We start from the raw sequence: 20,209 nt of genomic DNA, 5'->3' as shown, positions 1-20,209 counted from the left end.
ATGCCGTTACAGGACTGGTTGCTTGAGCTTCGGTACCTGTTAATGGATAAAAAACATCCCTGGAGGCGGTGCCTGTCAAGGCATTGACTGCTGAATTCGGATCTCCGGAATAAGTACCTGTACTGCCATACCATTTTTGCACTTGTTGGAAGAAGCCAAGTACGCTGGCTTGGGTGGTGTAGCTCTGATTGCCATTTTGCAGCAGTATGCCAGTAGCCAGCATCGCGTTCAGGCTCATCACCGTTGGCTGGGTGCTGATCGGAGGTGCTACGCCATCTGGCAGTAATACACCGCCAGTTTCAAGTGCTGCCAGCCAGCCTTGTTCCCATTGCGTCTGATTTGCAGCGAGCACTTGCAACGCGATCGGCGCGGTGGCATCCTTTAGAATTGCAGTGCGCATCTGATCCGCATACGCAGTTTGTTCTGTGATGAACTGGGCGCGAGTCAGCGGCGTTGCCGTGGCAAACACATTGAACATAAACGACAATGATAACACTTCATCCGGGGTCAGATTGGTTCCGGTATCAGGATCCGTGCTCAGGTACTGTTTGGTCAATCCAGACTGAATTTTATCTAGATCCTGCGGGCCGTTAGCAAGCAGGTTTTGCGCTGCCCAGTCGGGATGTAGTTCATAAAGCGCAGTGCGCAATCCGTTGAAATCACGCGCCAGCCACGCGGTCAAACCTGGGTAGGTTTGTACGCTGAAGGTCTGATCTATAGTTCCGCTGCCTGCCAGGTTGAATGCAAAACCTGGGGTCATGTTGAACCCAGTGGTATCCTGTGCGCCTGTAAGTGCAGACCACTGTATGGTTGGCAAAGATGTACTATCTGTGGGGGTTGCGCCATAGGCCTGGTTGTTACCGCCGTTGTTTGCCGGCACGCCTGGAGGTTGACCCTGTATGTTGGACGCCAAGGTGACGTATGGTACGCCAAGCACCTGCAACAACGGATCACCTGAAGTACCATAATTCGTATCTGGCACACCCATATTGGTAGCGCCGACATTGAATTGCACATACGGCGTGTTAACGTTGGACAAGTTTTGCAACGACACCGTATAAATTCCACTTGCACCAGGCGTCAGTTGCGCAGGACCACCAATGCCAACTGTAACATCTGGCTGGATCGCTTGCGTCACCAGATACTGGTACGGCTGCGTGACAGAAGTGCCATCTGGATTAATCACTTCCACGTCATACTGACCATAGGGAACATTGGAAAGGTTAAAAGTGGCCTGAATATGAGTGGCATCAAGCACTTGCCAGCTTTGCGGCTGAATCTGGAATAGGCCAGGACGGGACAGCACGACCTGCGCGCCGGCCGCAAAGGCCGCGCCGTAAATATCCATTGTGACATACTGATTAGCAGCCGTCGCAGCGCCACCCGAGGTAGGCGTGATACTGGTAATCGACAACGGTATCAAATTCGCGCTGATTGTCACCGGCGTATTGGCAGGCGAACTATCCGACTTGATCAGAATATAATAGGTTCCAGCCTGCGTAGACGGAATAATCGCCTGCTGGCTGGGTGACAGTGCCTGCGTATAGGCAGCGTCATAATTTGACGAAGTAGGAATGGAACCGTATTTAATGTAGACCTCGTTATTACCGTCGGTAGCAGTGGAATCAAGATTAACGCGCAGGGTCTGGCCTGCTGCAACATCCACCTTGTACTCCAGTCCTTGACCTGTCGATAACGTGGTCGATAACGGGGTGCCCAGCGTCAGGGCTGGTACTGTGACACTGATGGCATTGCCTTCAGCCGAAGGCACTGTTCCGTTGGTTGCCTGCCCAACATTATCGTAGATATCTGGGCGCACGATCACATGCCAGTTGCCTTCAGACAGCGGTGGCAGGGTCGTGTTCAGCGTACCAGTATAGCTGGCGCCACTGACCAATGGGCCATTTTGCGGCACTTTTCCGATCAGGATCGCAGAAGTTGACCATGTGGTGTCCTGCGACAGATAAATCGCATCGCTCCAACTGCCGTTGGCAGCATTAGTGGATGTGTTGGTGACGGTATAGCTTAAGCTAACTGCGTCGCCCACCTGGGCGCTGGTCGGCGCAGTCACCGTTTGCACCACCAGATCAGCTGGCGGCGGCATTTGGATCAGCAGCGGTGCAGATGATGCCATGTTATGCACCTGATCAGCCTGCGTTTCAAGCACGGCAGCCCTGCCCGCACCGAGTGCGTTAGCAGGATTTGTCACCACCCAGACATAGTATGTGCCGTTAAGTTTCTGCGGCGCGGTATAGGTCTGCGTATTACTGTAGGTACCTGCGGCAGTCAATCCACCAGTATGCGCGACATATCCCAGCAAGGTGTCATGATTCAGATCCAGATTATTCGGATCTTGCGACAGATAGATCAAATCGTTCCAGTTGCTCTGATCTGACGGCGTTGCACCGCCGTTATTCGCCACCGTGTAGTTGACGGTGAAACTCTGGCCAGCCGTGACATTGATTGCCTGCTGACTGGAAGTGGTGCCGTTTGATGACACCGCAATGCTGGAAACCTGCAGGAACGGCGGAATGACCGCCGTGATCGGCAGCGCAATGTTGCCGACATTCGTGCCTTCGTTTTGGAACGCATGGACAGCGCCCATACCTGTGGGGTCGTATTGACACAAAGCATCAAGACCGCTTCGAATATCGCTAGGCACATAAACGCCAGCCTCATTACTGCCCATCAGATCAGTACTGGCTTTGACGATAATGTGATAATTACCGGAAATCGAGGTCGGCAAAGTCACAACGGCTGAATTAGTATAACTCTGCCCTGGCTGAAGATAAGTCTGTTTTCCATTGGCATCGTTCGGCATCTGAGTCAGCTGAGCGCCGATCGGAGCATTATAAGTCGGCGGGATCAGTGAATAATCACCCGAGGATATAGACGTGCCGTTCGACAGGTAAACGCCATCATACCAACCGCTGACACGCGTTGCACGAGTTCCTGTGTTGGTAACAGTCCAAGTTACCGTAACGGTCTCACCCGCAGTCGGATTTGGATCCGACACAGTGATATTATTGACTGTGAGCGCCGCTTCCTTGTAGGTGATCGCGATGGTTCCCTGACCGATATTGTTATTGGTCAGTGTGCCTTCGTAGGCGGTCGTCTGGTAATAGGTTAGCGTATTCTGATTAAAACTTCCGTTAAGCTCCTGACTGGCGACTTTGTAACCACCCGGGCCATAAGGGTAACTATGATCGTTGTTGGCGATCACATAGATATAATAAGGACCGTTAGTACCTTCAGGCGGCGTAATGTTGGTCGTCGTGGTATAGCTCTGCCCTGCCCCTAAGCCTGATGTATTATCATGCGTGACTGAAGCCAGCAAGGTAACCTGGCTAGCGTTGAAGGTGGGTTCTGCGCTGAAATAGATATTGTCTATCCAGCTCTTCGTGCCGTTCCAGATTGCAGCTCCCGCATTGGTCACCGTATAGGTGACCGTGGTAGGCTGGCCTGAATCGTGTTCGATACTTGGAACCGTCACTGCGCTGACCTGCAAATCGGCCGGGCTGGGAGTCACTGTTGAGGCAACCGCCACCGTATTATTCGCATAACTCGATTCGGTGATCGATTTGCCATTGTCTGTAACTACCACAATGTACTGACCCGACACCGAAGGTGACAGATTCACCGTATCCGATACGGTATAGCTCTGATTCAGATTGAGTGTCTGATTTTCTGAATATTGCCCAATCAGCCAACGGGTCGTTGCCTGATTAAAATTAGGATTGTTGGTCAGGTAAACCTCGTCTGTCCAAGATCCACTAACGGCATTTCCCTGGTTCTGCACTGTATAGCTGAAGCTGTACGCCCCACCAGCCGCCGACTGAGGTGGCGCAGTGATGCTAGTCACGGCCAGATCTGCCGCAACAGGCCCGAGCACACTGATTGGTGTAGACTTGAAGTTGTCGCTGTAGAAAGTATTGGGCGCGTCTGGATTGACGTTGGTAGCCAACTCGGTCTGCGCGATCACACCAGTCGGGTTGGTCCACACCGTGATGAAATACTGGCCAGATTTGACATCCGCCGGCAGGGTCACCTGCATATTGCCATTGTAGCTGTCGCCTGGATTCATCACGCCAGTATGGGTGGTTGTACTAAGCAGGATATCGCCATATCCGGGTTGCGGCTGACCTTTAGTGGTCGTTAACCATACGGTATCCGTCCAGGATTCATTGCTGCTGCCATCAGCAGCCCTTGTTGCGGCTGATCCGCTGTTTGTGACGGTATAGCTAACATTGAAAGTCGAGCCATAGCTTCCCTGAGCAGGTGCGACTACATTGCTGGTTACAAGATCAGCGAACGGTACTGAATTTACCTGGAACGCTTGCGGGATGCTCACGCTCTCACTGGTATTTGGCCACTGATCTAGCGTGCCGTTAGCATTGGCTTTGACGATCACGTAGACCGTGCCGCTATAACGCAACGGGATGATAAACGACGGCGTCTGACTATTATAGCTTTCGCCTGTGGTCAGTGCCGATCCGTTCGGTACACTTGCTACCAAGACTGAATTAACATCGAGTTGTCCATTCAGTGACAGATAGACATTATCTGTCCACTGCCCAGCCGCAACTGCAGGGCCGTTATTTGTGACGGTATAATTCACCGACATGTTGGTGCCTGCGGTGACCTGGGTCGGCACGGTGATGTTGCTGACTTGCAAAATCGGACGCGGCGTCGCCTGTACCACTGTGACTGCGGAGGCTTGCGTGACATCGTTACTCGCCGCTGCGCCATATTCATACACCGATCCCGTGCTGTTGGTGGTTATCTGAACCACGTACTGCCCGCTGATATGTTGCGGAATCGTCACTTGTTGCGTGCGGGTATAGGTGATGCCTGAAGCCAAATCCTGGCTATAAGTAAATGTTCCCAAAGAAATCGCAGCACCGGTGCCCGAACTTGGCACCAATTGGATGCGGTCAACCCAGGGGCCGGTTGCGGTTCCAGCCCCCTGGTTGATCACGGTCCAGCTCAGATCCATTGTGCCGCTTTCATCTGCTGTGGCAGGCGCCGTGATGGATTGCACCACCAGATCCGGTGAAGGCGACAAGGTGACTGGTACTGCCAGCGAAGTCGCAGTAGCGTCGGTGGTATGGGTAAATTCGTAAGGTGTGTTACCACTCGCGGCAGCCTTGACATTGACGTAGAAGGTTCCCTGCAGGCCTTGTGGCAAAGTAGCCGTCAATGCGCCTGTGTAGGAAGCCCCTACTACCATTTGCCCAACATGGTTGACGGAGCCCAGTTGAATCAGCGTACCTGTCCCGTCAGAATTGGTGCTGAGCCATACATTATCATTCCAGTTAGAGGTGCTGGTCACCCCAAGTCCATTGTTAGCGACTGTCCAGTTGATGGTGATCGGTCCACCGCTGACGGGTGCACCGGTTACCGTGACCATCGAAGTAGTCAGATCAGCATAAAGCTCAGGCATTACAGTCAAGGTCTGGCTGACTACATTGCCGCTAGTCTGTCCATTTTGCCACACCGTATTGCCAGCGTTAGTGACCACAAACAATTGCCCTTTAGCGGAGAATCCAACTGGGAACTGACCGCTGAATGTGCCGTTGTAACTTGCGCCCACAGCCAAACCACCACTTTGAATATTGGTAGCAAGCACAACATTGTCGCTAGCGCCCAATACACCGCTTGCAGAGAACACCAGTTTGTCGGTCCAGTTCGTGGTGCTACCAACGCCGTTACCGTTATTAGTGACGGTATAGCTAACGTTGATATTGGCTGGGTTGTTGACAATCTGGGTTGGTGCCTGCACGTTGCTTAGCGTCAGCACTTCGTAGTTGTCCTGGGCAATGTTGACGCTTAATGCCGCTGTGTTGTTTGCGGTCGCGCCGTCCTCAAAGACCGTAGAATTATTGCCGATCGCCGCATTACTTACCACGATCAGCTGGTAGTTGCCAGAATCGGGTATTGGAACCTGAAAGCTCAATTGACTGGCAACCGATGCGCCTGCTGTCAGCGCAGCGTGGCTAACCTGGCCCAGCAGCACCGAATTAGCATCGACTATGCCATTTTGCGACAGATAGACTGCATCATTAAATGCGGTCGCATCGCTGCTGCCGATGTTGCGCGTCATCCAGTTCAGCGTAACGTTGCTGCCGCCTTGCAGCGTGCCGGATGTTACCAGCGTGTCGACCGCAAGATCGGGACTGACCACCGTCACCGGGGTGCTCGTTACATCATTGGCAGTATTCGATTCGCTGACATAGTTACCCGCATTGGCTGTTACCTGAAACTGCCAGTTGCCGGTCGGCATGTTGGGCACAGTGATGTTCACCTGATTGGTGTAGGAACCACCGACGGCAACCTGCCTCGATGTACCCTGCCAGGAAAGATTGACAACCTGAGACGGATTGGCTGTGTTAACCAGTTGCAGGTACTCGGCGGCATAGCCGTTGACGGCTGCATTGCCCTGATTATTGACCGTATAGCTGACCTGCACGGTGCTGCCAGCTGCCCAGATAGTGGGCGCAACGATATTACTGACCACAAGGTCCGGCAGCGGCTGCGGCGCAATCGTGATCGGCGTGCTGGAAGCCACCACATTGTCGGCGGTATGGCCTGGTTCATAGGTGTTGCCATAGCCATCCGTATGCACGATGACGTAATATGACCCGGTGATCCCTTGCGGGAAGGTGAAATTCAGATTACCCGCATAGCTGCCACCGATAGCCACTGTGCCGACATGCGTCGTCGAACCCAGCAAGATGGCACTCGAATCCAACGTTGGCGTGGAAGAAAGATATATCTGATCGACCCAGTTTGATACGTCAGTCGGCATGGTACCGTTATTGGTTACCGTCCACTGCACGGTGCCAGGCATATTTGCATAAGCGAGCGTTGGTAACTGGGTAATGACAGGAACCAGGTCGGAATAAGTTTGTCCGACGGTGATAGGTCCGGACGCAAGTGTGCTGTCAGCGCGCGTATCGGGTTCGGCAACTGACTTGTTGACATCGCTGACCAATACGATCTTGAAGGTACCTAACAAACGGCTTGGAATCTGCACCGTAGCGGTTTGTGTATAGCTCTGACCAGCAACCAGCGAATTGGGCTGAGTCAGGTTGAGCAGCGTGACATCTTCGAATACGCCATTGTTATTTGTACCGACTAGGACGACCCGATCAACCCAAGGGCCAGTGGCCGTGGCCGTGCCGGTATTGGTGACAGTCCAGCTTACTTGTGTGGAATCACCGGAATTGACTGTCGATGGTACAGTCAACCCAGTCACATTAAGGTTGGCATAGGCTTGTTCAGTCGAGGTGAAATTACCAGTGGCAATAACCGGTTGCAGCAGAGGCTGCCCTGAAGCATCCACTTCAAATACGCTGGTGGTACCATTGGCCTGACTATCAGCTGCAACAGTCACAATAAAATTCCCCGTTCCAGCAATACCTGTCGGCAGCGTCAGCTGAGCGGATCTCTGGCGTGAAGCGCCTGCGGCAAGCGGATTTCCAGCATCAGCAGGGAAAGCCACCACGGTATTCAACACCACGGTGCCCAGACTGCCATCGGCATTGACCTGTTGCACGGTGACTCGATCCTGATATTGTCCGGGAACTGCAACACTACCCTGATTGACGTCATTCCAAACAATGGTGACAGTCTGTCCATCCTGCACTGAAGATTGGAGCAAACCCACGTTTTGCGCAAGGATGCTAGGGCCGACTACAAGTTGCTGGGTCGCCGTATTATCACCAGTGATTGCACCCTGACTATTGTACTCAGCAACCTGTCCCAGAGAATTCACCGTCACCACCAGCTTGAAGGTACCAATCCCGTCCAAGCCGCTTGGCCAGTTAAATGTTGCTGAACGTGCAGCCAGTGCACCTGCTGCAATATCCTGCCCGATAAGTGCTTGGCTAAGGGTTGCAACGACATTACCTGTCGTGGTATTGATCAGTTGAACCTGCTCGCTCCAGTCGCCAGTCGCTGCGCCCAAACCGTTGTTGACGGTATTCCAGTTCACTGTGACTGGATCGCCTGCTTGCCAGCCTGAGCCGGGAGACAGGCTAAGACCAGATACCTGCAGATCAGGATAAGCAATCGCCGCACTGGTAAATGTTGCCGGCGAAATATTATTGGCAAGCGCTGCACCCACTTCATTTTGCGTATTGTTGGCATCGGTCTGTACAGACACCACCAGGTTTCCTGAACCGGAAGGACCAATGGGTAATTGCAGCGTAGCACTCCGCTCGACAAACTGACCTGTCGTCAACGGACCTGAGGTCGACTCGGTGTAAGGTACGATGGCCTGCAACACCACTGCGCCAGTGGTGGCGTCGGTGACAACCAGGCGCTCGTTGAAATCGCCCTGAGTTGCTGCCGTGCCCATATTGATCGTGTTCCAGTTGACCTGTATGGTTGACCCTGCCTGGATGGTTCCGCCTGTAACGGCAGGGGCGACCGTGACATTCTGCACCACCAAATCGACTGATGGCCCAGTATTCGCATAAAGATCAATGACCCTTGGTGCAGTTTTTGGGTTAATGTACGCAGTCAGCGTATAGGGCACTGGCACATCATAGGCGTAATCATTGATTAGTTCGACCGTATATTTACCGGACATTGTGGCAATCAACTGGGTATTGGCAAGATTGCCAGAAGCAACTACATTACCATTCGGGTCTATCACTTCAATGTTGGCAGTATAGCTATAATGATAACTGCCGATATTTGGGTCATACGCATAAGTGCTTGACGGCAGATTCTGCAATGCCAGATACAGGCTATCGCCAGCATTGAGACTGACATTATAGGTATCAGCTTTGCCAATTGGTTGCAATGTGCCCTGAACCTGCTGCGCATTGCTAAGCAAAGCGGGGGTAGAAAGATCAGTCAGCTGAAAACCGTAATTACTGCTATCGAATCCGCTGTTCTTCACCGTCATCGTATATTGACCCGGATTCAGCGTCATCACTTGTTGATCATATCCAGAATAACTAGAAAAACCACTCGATGCGACTGCCCCATTGGGGCCTGCCAGATACCAGGAAGTAGTATTGTCACTTGTGCCATTTTGTCCATTAAACAAAACATTGGTCGGCTGGGTAATATTGAAGGTATAGCTCTGGCTTTGTGTCTGCGCATCAACTGTGCCTGACACAGATTGCCCCAATGTAATCGGCGTCGGCGTTGCTACCCCCTGATCCACTTCGAATGACAAAGTCGCCCCAGAAGTTGCGTAGCCAGAATAAGTCGGATTCTGAATGAGAAGATACAGCGGACCGGTCGTGGTAACCATATAGGGGTTTCCATCCACACCCGTCGTTCCCTGCTGCAGTACCTGTCCATACTGATTCACTAGACTCCACGGACGATAACCATAATAATTGCCTGCGCCACCCAGTGCGTTAAAACTTAACTGATCGCCGACCGTCGCATTAATCTGGTAACCAAGCGAGGCATAGTTTGGCAATGCAGTCGTCACCGACTGGCCATAGTTCAGCACAGGCAACTGATTACTATCCAGTTGTTGCACAGTAAAATCGTAAGTGCTGCTGCTATAAGTCTGCTGCAGCATAATCGTATAGACACCTGCCGAGAGTAGCACTGGCTGGTCATAACCTGAAGACACCACAACACCGTTGGCATCAGTAATAGTCGGCATCTGGTAATAATTGCCATAATAATCTGGCGGGCTATTTCGATCGACATAATAGATACCCGCCTGAGTTAGCTGAAATTGGAAAGTCTGCGGGGTACCATTTGTGATAGATCCAGCTGCGCTGAAGGTTGAGACGATAGGTACAGGCGTAGTGGTGCTTACCACCCCTATCGTTGCCGACAAGTTGAATGCATTCGAAGTTACATTGACCAATGTATCACGCTGCACCCTGATCAGATAGCTACCTGCCTGTGATAAGGTGAGACTCAACGGTGTGCCGCTGGATGGATTCCAAGTCGCGATGACAGCGCCATTTGGATTAAGCACCTGCACCGAACCCGATCCTGACCAAGTCTGCGCACTCAGCGTGAAGGCATCTCCCGCCTGGGCTGTCATGCTCCACAACGAGAGCGTATCGCTGCCATCTGGCATTTGCAGCGTTTGTAACATCCCCGCTTGGCGTGCAAATTGTTGTGTAGCTGGCACCTGAACAGCGCTGAACTGTGCAGTTCCAACTACCCCGTCGGTATTAGCATTAATCCGCACCGCATACTGACCGGCGGAAAGATACACATCCCAGGTGCCTGCAGTGGTCGCGTTAAAACCGTTTTTGGTAGCAACAACTGTGCCATTAGGTGCGACAATGGAAAAACTCACGTTTGTTGAAGGCGCAGTGATCCCCTGCAGCTCAATCCAGCCCGACGTATTCTGGGTAAAATTAAAAGTCGACTGATCCTGACGAGTTGCAAACGTAGCAGACGTCGGGCTGTTCCAGGCTAGCTGCGTGGTAGTAACAATCGGTTGCGTCAGGGTGGCACTGAACGACGTAGCGCTGGTTGAGGAACCCGAGTTTTTGATCAAGAGATAAACGGGACCGCTTGCAGGCGCAACAAAACTCATCGATTGCTGATAGTAGGTTCCTGAACTTCCCAGCGTATGTCCGTAAGCATCAACCAGGGTATAGCTCAACTCATCGGTATAATCAGTTGTAGCTGGCGTAGTAAAATTCAGGTTGTAACTTGCGCCAGACGTTACCTCAAACTGGTAAATTCCCAATGCTTTATTGGCTGGTGTCGTACCGGCTATAGCGCCTGTACTACCATCATCGATCGCGCCCTGCGTAGACAAAACTGAGAATGCAAAGTTGGGTGTACTCGCACCTGAACCTGAAACAGTCACCGTGTAGGCACCTGCTTTCAGAAATTCAGTATAAAAATTACCCGTCGCTGAATTCGTATTAAGTACCACGCCATTGGCACCTGCCAATGAAATATTGGCAGTGCCACCTTGCGGATTCAGGAATACCGTGGTGTCCTGTGCCAGTGTGAACTGATACTGGTTAACATCTCCAGGACCGGCGATCGTACCACTCACCTGATCGCCCAGATTGATGCTATTGACCGAAGTCACGCAATTGCTCACAGTTAACGTACTTGATGCGGGTGCTGTGCCTGTTCCATATACGTAAAGAACATAAGTGCCATCCTGTGGCAAGGTCACCTTTTGTGATTGGTCATAATTGTAGTAATCATTTCCCGATGCAACATTTTGCCCGTTCGGACCAACCATGACCCAGTATTGATAGTAGCTGCCATAACGAGCATCGATCAGCACCTGCTGCCCTGTAGTGCCTGTTAACTGGAATGCGCTGGCCTGATTCGCCTGAGAGACCGATATTTGCGCTGGCGTTCCCAGCGTCAGCGCAGGAAGATTTGCCACAAGGGTGGTTAAAATACTAAAACTGCCTGGAGAAGTCTGATTAGGAACCATATTCAATGAATAGGTACCCGCTGCCAATTGGTAGACACCCTGATTCGAAATCGGGTTGCCGCTATAGTTGAAAACAGTAGCAGGCTGATCGGTTCGCAACAAGGTCGCGTTATATGCGCCGCCGGTAATATCGAAAAACACACTGGTTGGATTAGTCAGCGTAAACTGATAACTCGAATTGTCCGCTGTCTGGTTCAGGGTGCCCGTTGCCGCTGTTCCTAACGTCAGCGCATTGGTTGTTGATTGACCTTGAACTAAGCTATATATTGTCGTGCCGCTCGTCAACGGAGAATAATACTGCTGGGCAGAGAACTGAACAGTGTAGTTGTCCGAAGTTGGCGCAGTAAATTTGATGGTAGGATTAACGCTCCACCAGCCGCTCGCTTCATCTCCACTGGCAACCGTGTTACCAGATGAATCAAATACTTTATAAATAATGGTATTGCCATAAACAAGCGGCGTTGATGGAACCAGCGCATAGACACCTCCTGCCTGTGCAGCTATCTGAATCTGCTGATCTGGCAATCCGTTGCTCCAGTTGATAGTCGCGCTTCCCCCGACCACCATTACAACGGTGGTTGTCGGTACAATACTGGCGGTAACAGTATACGGAAGCGTAGCCGTGGAAGAACTGCCATTAACTCTGAGCGTATAGTTGCCAGCACCAATAGCATAGGTGTTCGTTCCACTTCCATTCAGATTTAACGGACTGACAACATTGCCAAATGTGTCATACAACTGATAGCTGATACCACTGGCTGGCGGTGTCAGCGCAATATGTTCAGGACCAGTGCTAGTAAACGTATAATTTTGACTTTGATTGATGGAATAATAGTATCCGCCATACCACCACGCATAATACTGTTGGCTAATAAACTCACCCTGAGTGACCGTACCAAACTGTAAAGGCAATGACGATGTCGGCGTTTGTACCAGATTGAAATTCAGTGACGCAGTGCCAGATGCATTGACCGCACTGCGCGATACCACCAGCAGGTATTGCCCGCTCACAGATATCTGGTTAAGCTGAGCAAAATTACTTTTCGACGGATCTCCAGAAGCAACCAGCTTGCCCGATGGATCATACAACTGATATGTTTCGCCAGAACTCGCACCAGCAAGACCTGTGAACCAGGTATTCTGCGTCCCATCCAGCGTGACGTTAAACAGCGCGTACTGCTGACCTGCATTCATGCTTGCTGAGACCGGTGTGCCTGGAATAACGGTCGTCGCCTGAGTTGTGTCTGCAACTTCAAACTGTGCTGGACCTGCGCCGTTCAACAGTGACAACTGGTAGTTTCCCGCCACCAGCCATTTCACGATTGCACCGCTAACCTGCCCATTGATCAGACCTGCAGGCCCAGTCAACTGATAGTTCTGGTAGTTACCGCCCTGCCAGTCAAGGGCAATCAGGCCGTCATTTGCCACCGCAAAACTGTAGTTGAGCACCTCGGCGGTCCAGTTTTCTGCGACTCCGGCCTGAATTGCTGGCAATGTAACGGTAGAGGGTCCCGCCGCTGCAGTGAGTTCAAGGATGGTGCCGCCGACATTGCCGGTATTGGCTATTCGCCTAACCAGCACATAAGCCGTTCCGTCATAACTGCTGATAAAGCTGCCACCGGCAAGCCCTGAAGACACCTGCAAATTTCCAGCTGTATCATATACGGAGATATTGAAATCGCTGTTGGACTGCGCATTCATTACAGCCGATACCGTATCGCCATTCTGTACATTGATACTGTACCAGCTTTGCTGGCCGACGGTCATCGCACTCAGGTCAGGTGGCGTAGCATTGTCCAGCGGTACAGCGGAGGCGAACGGCGTCAGTACAAGCACCGTCGAAGCACTCGTTACACCCCGATTGTTCAGCGTCAGCGTATATTGCCCGGGAGGCAGATAAACAACCTGATTCTGCCCTAATGAAGTTGAGAAATCCGGCCAGCTCGCCACCACCGAGCCGGAAGAACCGCTAAGCGTACCGCTGATGCCTGCGTCCGATGAGACAGGCTGGAATGACCAAAGCCCACTTTGGGTCACAGTAAAGGTCTGGGTGGCTACCTGATTGCCGGATGTAAATGCCGTGCTGAGCGTCGACAAAGTAGCACTTGCCAATGAACCGGCATTGAATGCCAAGGGTGCCGCGGCCGGCAACTGCATCAGCGTAAAATTAACCGCTGCTGATGTGGCTGCATCGTTATGAATCGCGAGGTAATAGGTACCTGCCTGCTGCACGATGAAATTGCTTGTCTGATTGATGTCACCACTGTAGACGCTGTTACCGTTCGCGTCAAACAAGGTATATCCTCCGGTCGTACTGGCCACACCCGGCTGCCAAGCCAGTTCATCTCCTACTGCAAGCGTAACGCTGGCGTAGGACACCACATCATTGGCGGCGACCTGAATCGACTGGGCAACATTGGTTGCAATCGGCGCAATACTGGCCAGATCCGTGAGCTTCAGGTTTCCGGTTCCAGAATACAGGTAGGCATTAACCGTATAGTCGCCCGGCTTGAGCGTCCACAGCGAACCTGGCCCCCCAACGATGTAGCTGCCATTTACCCCGTCTACATATACATTCGAATTAGGTACAGGATCCACCAAGTATGTGGTTGTCTGAGTGACATTCAGGTTGTAACTATACGAGGTTCCTGCAGCCAGAGAGACTGCTTGACTGGCCGTGATGCTACCGTTGGCAGCCACAGGCACAGCGACATCGGTCCGCGTCGGATTAACCGTCAAATCAGTTGTTGCAGCAGTAACGTTAGCTGTCAAAACGAGGTTTACTAGACCTGCTGCATAATCCTGTGCAAAGGTAATAATATTGTCGCCTGTAGTAGCGTTTATTTGCGTCGAAACATTAAGGTTGTTGCCATACTGGTCATAGGCTTGTACGGTATAGTCATGCACACTGGAACTAGATCCGATATCCACCGAATACTGGGTTAAAGGATTTGAATCAAGCGCAATCGCTACCGATTGACCAGCTGACAATTGCCCAATGTCGGCTGGCTGACCTGACGTTACCTGAATTGTTGGAGCAGGCGCAAGAAAGACTGGCGTATTTGCACCACCAATGCTGCCAAGTGAAATAGTATAGCTGCCAGCCGCAAGATAAACAGCCTCGGGATTGGATGCATAGCCATAAGCAATCTGAGACTGCTGCGCATTGTTAATCCACCAGTTTGAATAGCTCTGTACGTTTGCATTGGTTGGTACCTGCACCGTCCACCAGCCAGGCTGGGTAACAGTAAACTGTGCACTTTCTCCATAGTTGTAAGGGACGCTGACTGCTGTCGTCTGCGTCGTACTAAGGGCGCTGAGGGCAAGCGAGGTTGGCGTTGTCGTTACAGTAAAATTGGCAGTCGTCGTGATTGAAGTGCTGTCATGCATTTTTACGGTATAAGCACCCGCCTGCTGCGCAACAAAGATTCCAGCCTGATTGATGCTACCATCATAAACGTCATTACCGTTGGCGTCATATAGCGAATAGGCGCTGGTTGCGTCTGTCGTGCCACCTGTACCCGGTGTCCAGGTAAAGGCATCTCCTGCAGCAAGGTTGACACTATAGTAGGAAGGCACGTTATTGGCAGCCAGTGTCACCGACTGACTAACGCCAAATGGCAGCACGCTGGCATCTGCGGAACTGGTTAACCTGATATTACTGCTCCCCGTCTGATTGATCTGAACATTAAGAAGATAATTCCCCGGGTTTAATACCCACTGCGAATTTTCACCATTCAAAACAGGGCTGCCATCTGCATTGGTCAACCAGGAATTAAATCCATTCTGCGAATCAGAATCCAGGAAAAATGTGGCCGTCTGGGCTACGCTTAACGTATAGGTATAGATCCCGCTACCAGCTTGACTGGTCCATTGTGCAGACGGCATCACACCGCCTGTCTGGGTTGCAATTTCCGTTGCATTCACTGTCAAATCAGTGGTCACCGCAATCGAGTTGGCCGTAAGCAATAACGTTACAGGGCCTGCCGTATAACCTTGCGCAAATGTCACTACATTGTCGCCCGTGGTTGCACTAATTTGTGTCGAAACAGCTAGGCTATTGCCATTCTGATCAAACGCTTGGACGTTATAGTCCTGCACGCCAGAAGTTGACGCGATGTCTACCGAGAAATTGCTCATTGGTACCGAGTCGAGCGTCACTGCCATAGACTGACCAGCGGCCAATTGTCCAATATCGGATGCCTGACCAGATGCAACTGGAACCATTGTGATCGGTGTAAGACTGATCTGGGTATCCCCGCTTGCTTGATCCATCACAAGCGTATAGGTGCCTGACGACAGATAAACAGATTGAGGTGAAACCAAGTGACCTGACGCAACCCAAGTCTGCTGTGCGTCGTTGATCGTCCATCCCGAACCACTCAAAACCGAGCTGGCAGCCTGTAACGTCCACCAGCCAGACTGGCTTACCTCAAACTGCACCTGACCACTGTTGTTACTGACGGGAACTGTAGCTGTCGTTGTTTGCGTTGCACTCAGTGCTCCAATATCAACCAGCGATGGTGCCACATAGGGCGCAATACTAAAGTTAACCGCAGCGGACTGGGTTGCCTGATTCGGGTCGCGGTACACGACGACGTAACAGGTCTCATTTTGTGCAACGGACCAGCTCTGCCCGCTGACGGATGAAGGGTCGCCGGAAACCAGCAATTGACCGTTCGCATCGTAAATCCCATATGCCAACCCGCTGGATGCGGCTGGAAGTCCTTTAAGCTGATAGTTCTGCCCTGCCTGTGCATCAATCTGGTACATGCCAACCGACTGACCGGTGGCAAACTCGTCATTGACGCCCTGCCCTGAACTGATGTGCGTTGCGTTGCTGCCAGTATAAACCGTAAACGGAAAACTATTTCCGACATCAGAAAACTGCAGCTGATATTCTCCGGCTGGTGCCCAGCCGAGCACGGCAGGTGCCGGGATGCCTTGAGATGACGCTGCTGGCAAGCTGCCAGAAAGTGTTGCCAGCGCTCCAGTCAATGTTATGGAATTGGAAATCGTCGAAGACGATTGCACAAATACCAAACTGTCCTGCGGCAAACTCAGCGAATACTTAGGAAGCGAAGGCCCTCCACTGGTATCTGACACAGCCTGATTGACCAAAATCGGCGTACTTGTAACTAGAGCCGGCTGCGTTGCCTGGGTGCGCGAAAGCGTAAACGTAGCACCGGTGCTCTGCGCAGCAGTGCGGGTAACCAGAAGATACACCTGTCCTGTTGCCTGCGATTGTGTAAACTGCACACTTGATGTACTCCCTGAATACAGCAACTTGCCATAGGCATCAAACGCACTGACCGCAAATTCTTCGCCATTTGGTGCACTATCGGTATCTAACAGCACTCCGGAAAAGCCGTCTCCTGGCGTCGCATTGACGCTGTATAATATTGAAGCACCAGTTGCCAGCGTCGGTAACGTGGTCGGAACAGTATCTGCCAATGATGTTGCCGTAGAAAATGGTAATGCCTGAATATCGAACGCACCAGCCGTTGAACCGCTGGTAACGACAAGTTGATAATTTCCTGCAGTAAGATAAGCCGCTGCCCCAGTGCCAGACAGTGCAGTCGCTGGAATCACCACTCCAGCGGGTCCTACCAGCGTCCATTGTGCCCCTGAAAGTGCGGTCGGAACGGTGAACAACCAAGTTCCCGATTGCGCGACATTGAAATTCGTAGTAACCGTCTGATTTTGCGCCAATGTCGTACCCGGCAAATCAGTAGGGGTTGTGCCTGATAATTGACCTGCAGCGATGACCTGATTATTCCAGGTGGTTACCTTTACACTGCCTTGCAATGGCACCTGATTGTAATAATTTGAACCACCCAGCCACAAGAAGTATTGACCGCCTTGCGGCAATGCAACGTTGATATTCCCGCCATTGGAGAGATCACCGCTACCCACTACACGACCATTAACACTGGTGACCTGCCAGGTTGCATAAGGATCTGCACTAGTGATGCTGGCTGACAAATTAAGGTTGGTTGCGGCGGCCACATTGAGGCTATAGACAGCTTCACTGCTGCCTGAAGTTGAATCAAGCGACAGGCTCTGCCCACTTTGGACAGCGGTAACCATTGATGCAGAGGTATTCAGCACCTGGAAGTCCACACTGCCATCATTGGCGCCCGGATTTGCAATTTGCAGTGTATAGGTTCCGGAAAGCACCGCAACCACCGACATATAATTTTGCTCGGCAGCGGTGTTGCCTGATGCTACTTGCTGCCCAGCGGCATTGAGTAATATCCAGTTCGCACTGTAGCTATTTGACGACAACTGATCGAATTTCACAAAACCCGGATTGGTTACGTTGAAGGTATAATTGGAAATCGAGCCCGGTGTCAGATTCGCTTGGGTAGTTTGCCCGAACGTCAGCGGCGTACTCGTTGGTGTGCTCTGAAACAGCGTAAATGAATAAGGCTCATTGGCAGCATCCACCACACCTGTCGAATAGTTCGTTTGTCCCTCGATACTGAGGTAATAAGTACCCGTTGTAGTGGCTGTTATCGGTCCGCTGCTGCCATAGGAATTATTGCTCGTTATAAGCTGCGCATTCGGCCCGAAGATACGCCAGTTCCAGTCTGGATTAGCAGCAACTGTCTGCAGGAACAGCTGGTCTCCTGCATTAGCTGAGAAGGAATACAATCCAGCTTGTGTACCAGGCGCCAGATCCCCTGTCGTCAATACGTTGGTCGTCAGCGCAGCCGCCGCTGTATCACCCATAATACGAAAATCATAATTTCCAGTCGCGCCTTGATTACTACTGACGTTCAGTTGATACGTCCCAGCATTCATGTTCAAAAAAGGATTATCCGTCGCGGTCAGGTTCTCACTGGAAAATACTGTCTGGCCGCCTTCGGTCAATTGCCACTGAATTTGGTTGCCGCTGATACCATCGAAAAAGAACTGCGATGGATTGTTCACCGTGAACTGGTATGCATCCTGCTCACCCGGCTGCAACAACGTTCCGTTGATGTCCTGCACGCCCGGCATGACATTATTTGCGGACACTTTAAGCATAGTTGCATTGGAAGTGTCAATGCTGAAATTGAGTTGAGTGCCTGGATTCTCTACAAGCAAGTTATTAAAATTTCCTGTACGACTGGCATAGCTCATTACACCAAAGACATCGCTAGGCGCAGGCACAAAACCACCGTCCAGATAGATGTCTAACACCCCATCCAGACTGGCTGTACCGGATACAGCCAGCATGCCTACCGAAGCTGCCAAACCAATACGCACTGTCGCTTGTGCACTATTAGTAAAATTACCACCGATATTCATAATTGCGCCGGATGCGACACTCAACGTACCCTGATTGAGTAAATTGTTGTTATAAATGAGTGTCCCCGCATAGACATTAACTGTGCCGGTATTGTTAAAAGCAACGTTGCTGTCAATTTCAGCACTGTCGGCCATAGTCTGGTTCAGTATACCGGCATTGTTCAGTGTGGCGATTCCTCCCCCAAAAGCTATAGGCAAAACAGAAGTACTACTGAGATTCAGCGTGGCCCCTGCTCCATTAGTCAGGGTATTGCTGCCGCTGTTACCAAAAGAAATATAACTGCCTCCACCCACCGTAATCGTGCCCTGATTGATCCAGCTTTTACCATCATTGAGACTAAGATAACCAACGCCTCCCGCGATGTCGATCAGACTGGTACCCTGAGTAGTAAACGCACCTGTACCGTCGAGCGTGCTGGTGCTGGTGACGTTGAGCGCACCACTCACGGTGACCGCGCCTGTACCGCCAAGCGTACCACCATCCAAGGTAAGACTTCCATTGATCTGTGAAGCATCGGCGAGGTTCAAAATAGCGCCGCCAGACAACGCCAGATCGCAGTCACAACTAAGTGAATTTACAGTGACCGAACCACTGGACAGGCTCACGGTCTGGCCTGCAGGCAAACCAATGTATACATTATCTGTCGACGCAGGTATAGCGCCCGTACTCCAGTTTGATGCAACATTCCAGTCCGCCCCGCTGGCACCAATCCATGTGACAGTCGGAACAGGAGCAGCGGGTGGGATATAAGCAGTGGGGAGGAGTTGCGCGTCGAAGCTGTAGTTTGCCGTTTCGGTTGAGCCGATCTGCCCTTCCACCAGCAAGGTATAGGTGCCAGTGGCGGCAAGGCTGGGCAGGTTAACATTCTGGCCGGCCGAATTCATTGCTGTGGGGCCGAAAACCTGCTGTCCAGACGGATCCAGCAACTGCCAACTAACATCTCCTCCTGAACGCCCTGCCACATCCATAAAGAAGTGATCACCTGCGGTGGCATTAAACGTATAAATATCTGTCGCGTTGGCAGGACTAAGCTGACCTGTCACGGTAGTGCCTGGAAGTATTCCGGGTGCCTTTTGCAAGTCCAGCAAACGGAACCCATAATTACCAGTCACACCAGCGTTTGCGTCGACTGTAACCGTATAATTACCCGCACTCAGGTCAATAGCAGGGCTACCCGCAAGACCGGTACCATCGCTAGCAGTAAAGCTGCGTGGATCTACTATCGTGCCCTGTGGACCTGACAAACTCCAGTTCATATTGGAGTTATTCGTTAATGAGTCAAACACTACGTTAACATCGGAAGCAATTGTGAAAGCGTACTGATTCACCTCCCCCGGAACATGAATCGCACCATTTACCGCAAGCGCCACATCTCCCGACATCAACACCCGCGGTTCAATTGATTCAAAGCGTATGGAGTTTTGATGTACAACAGATGCAATTGCGTTTTGATGTGCATCATTCTGTCCACGCAACCGCCGCAGTATTCCAAGTAAAAGTTGACTCAT

1 protein-coding gene (cut by a window edge) is annotated in these 20,209 nt (G+C 51.5%); it reads right to left on the bottom strand.

All coding sequences use genetic code 11. The annotated features are described in order from the left end of the window. On the bottom strand, positions 1 to 20,209 hold the beginning of the coding sequence (locus SFSGTM_RS07795) for an Ig-like domain-containing protein (RefSeq protein ID WP_162084666.1). The gene continues 21,797 nt to the left of window position 1, outside the view; only the first 20,209 of its 42,006 coding nucleotides appear in the window; it begins with the start codon at positions 20,207 to 20,209; its stop codon lies off the left edge, out of view.

This window comes from Sulfuriferula nivalis (assembly GCF_009937995.1).
Lineage (GTDB): Bacteria > Pseudomonadota > Gammaproteobacteria > Burkholderiales > Sulfuriferulaceae > Sulfuriferula > Sulfuriferula nivalis.
The sequence above is the reverse complement of the archived record's forward strand: the minus strand, read 5'-3'. Positions and strand labels throughout refer to the sequence as shown.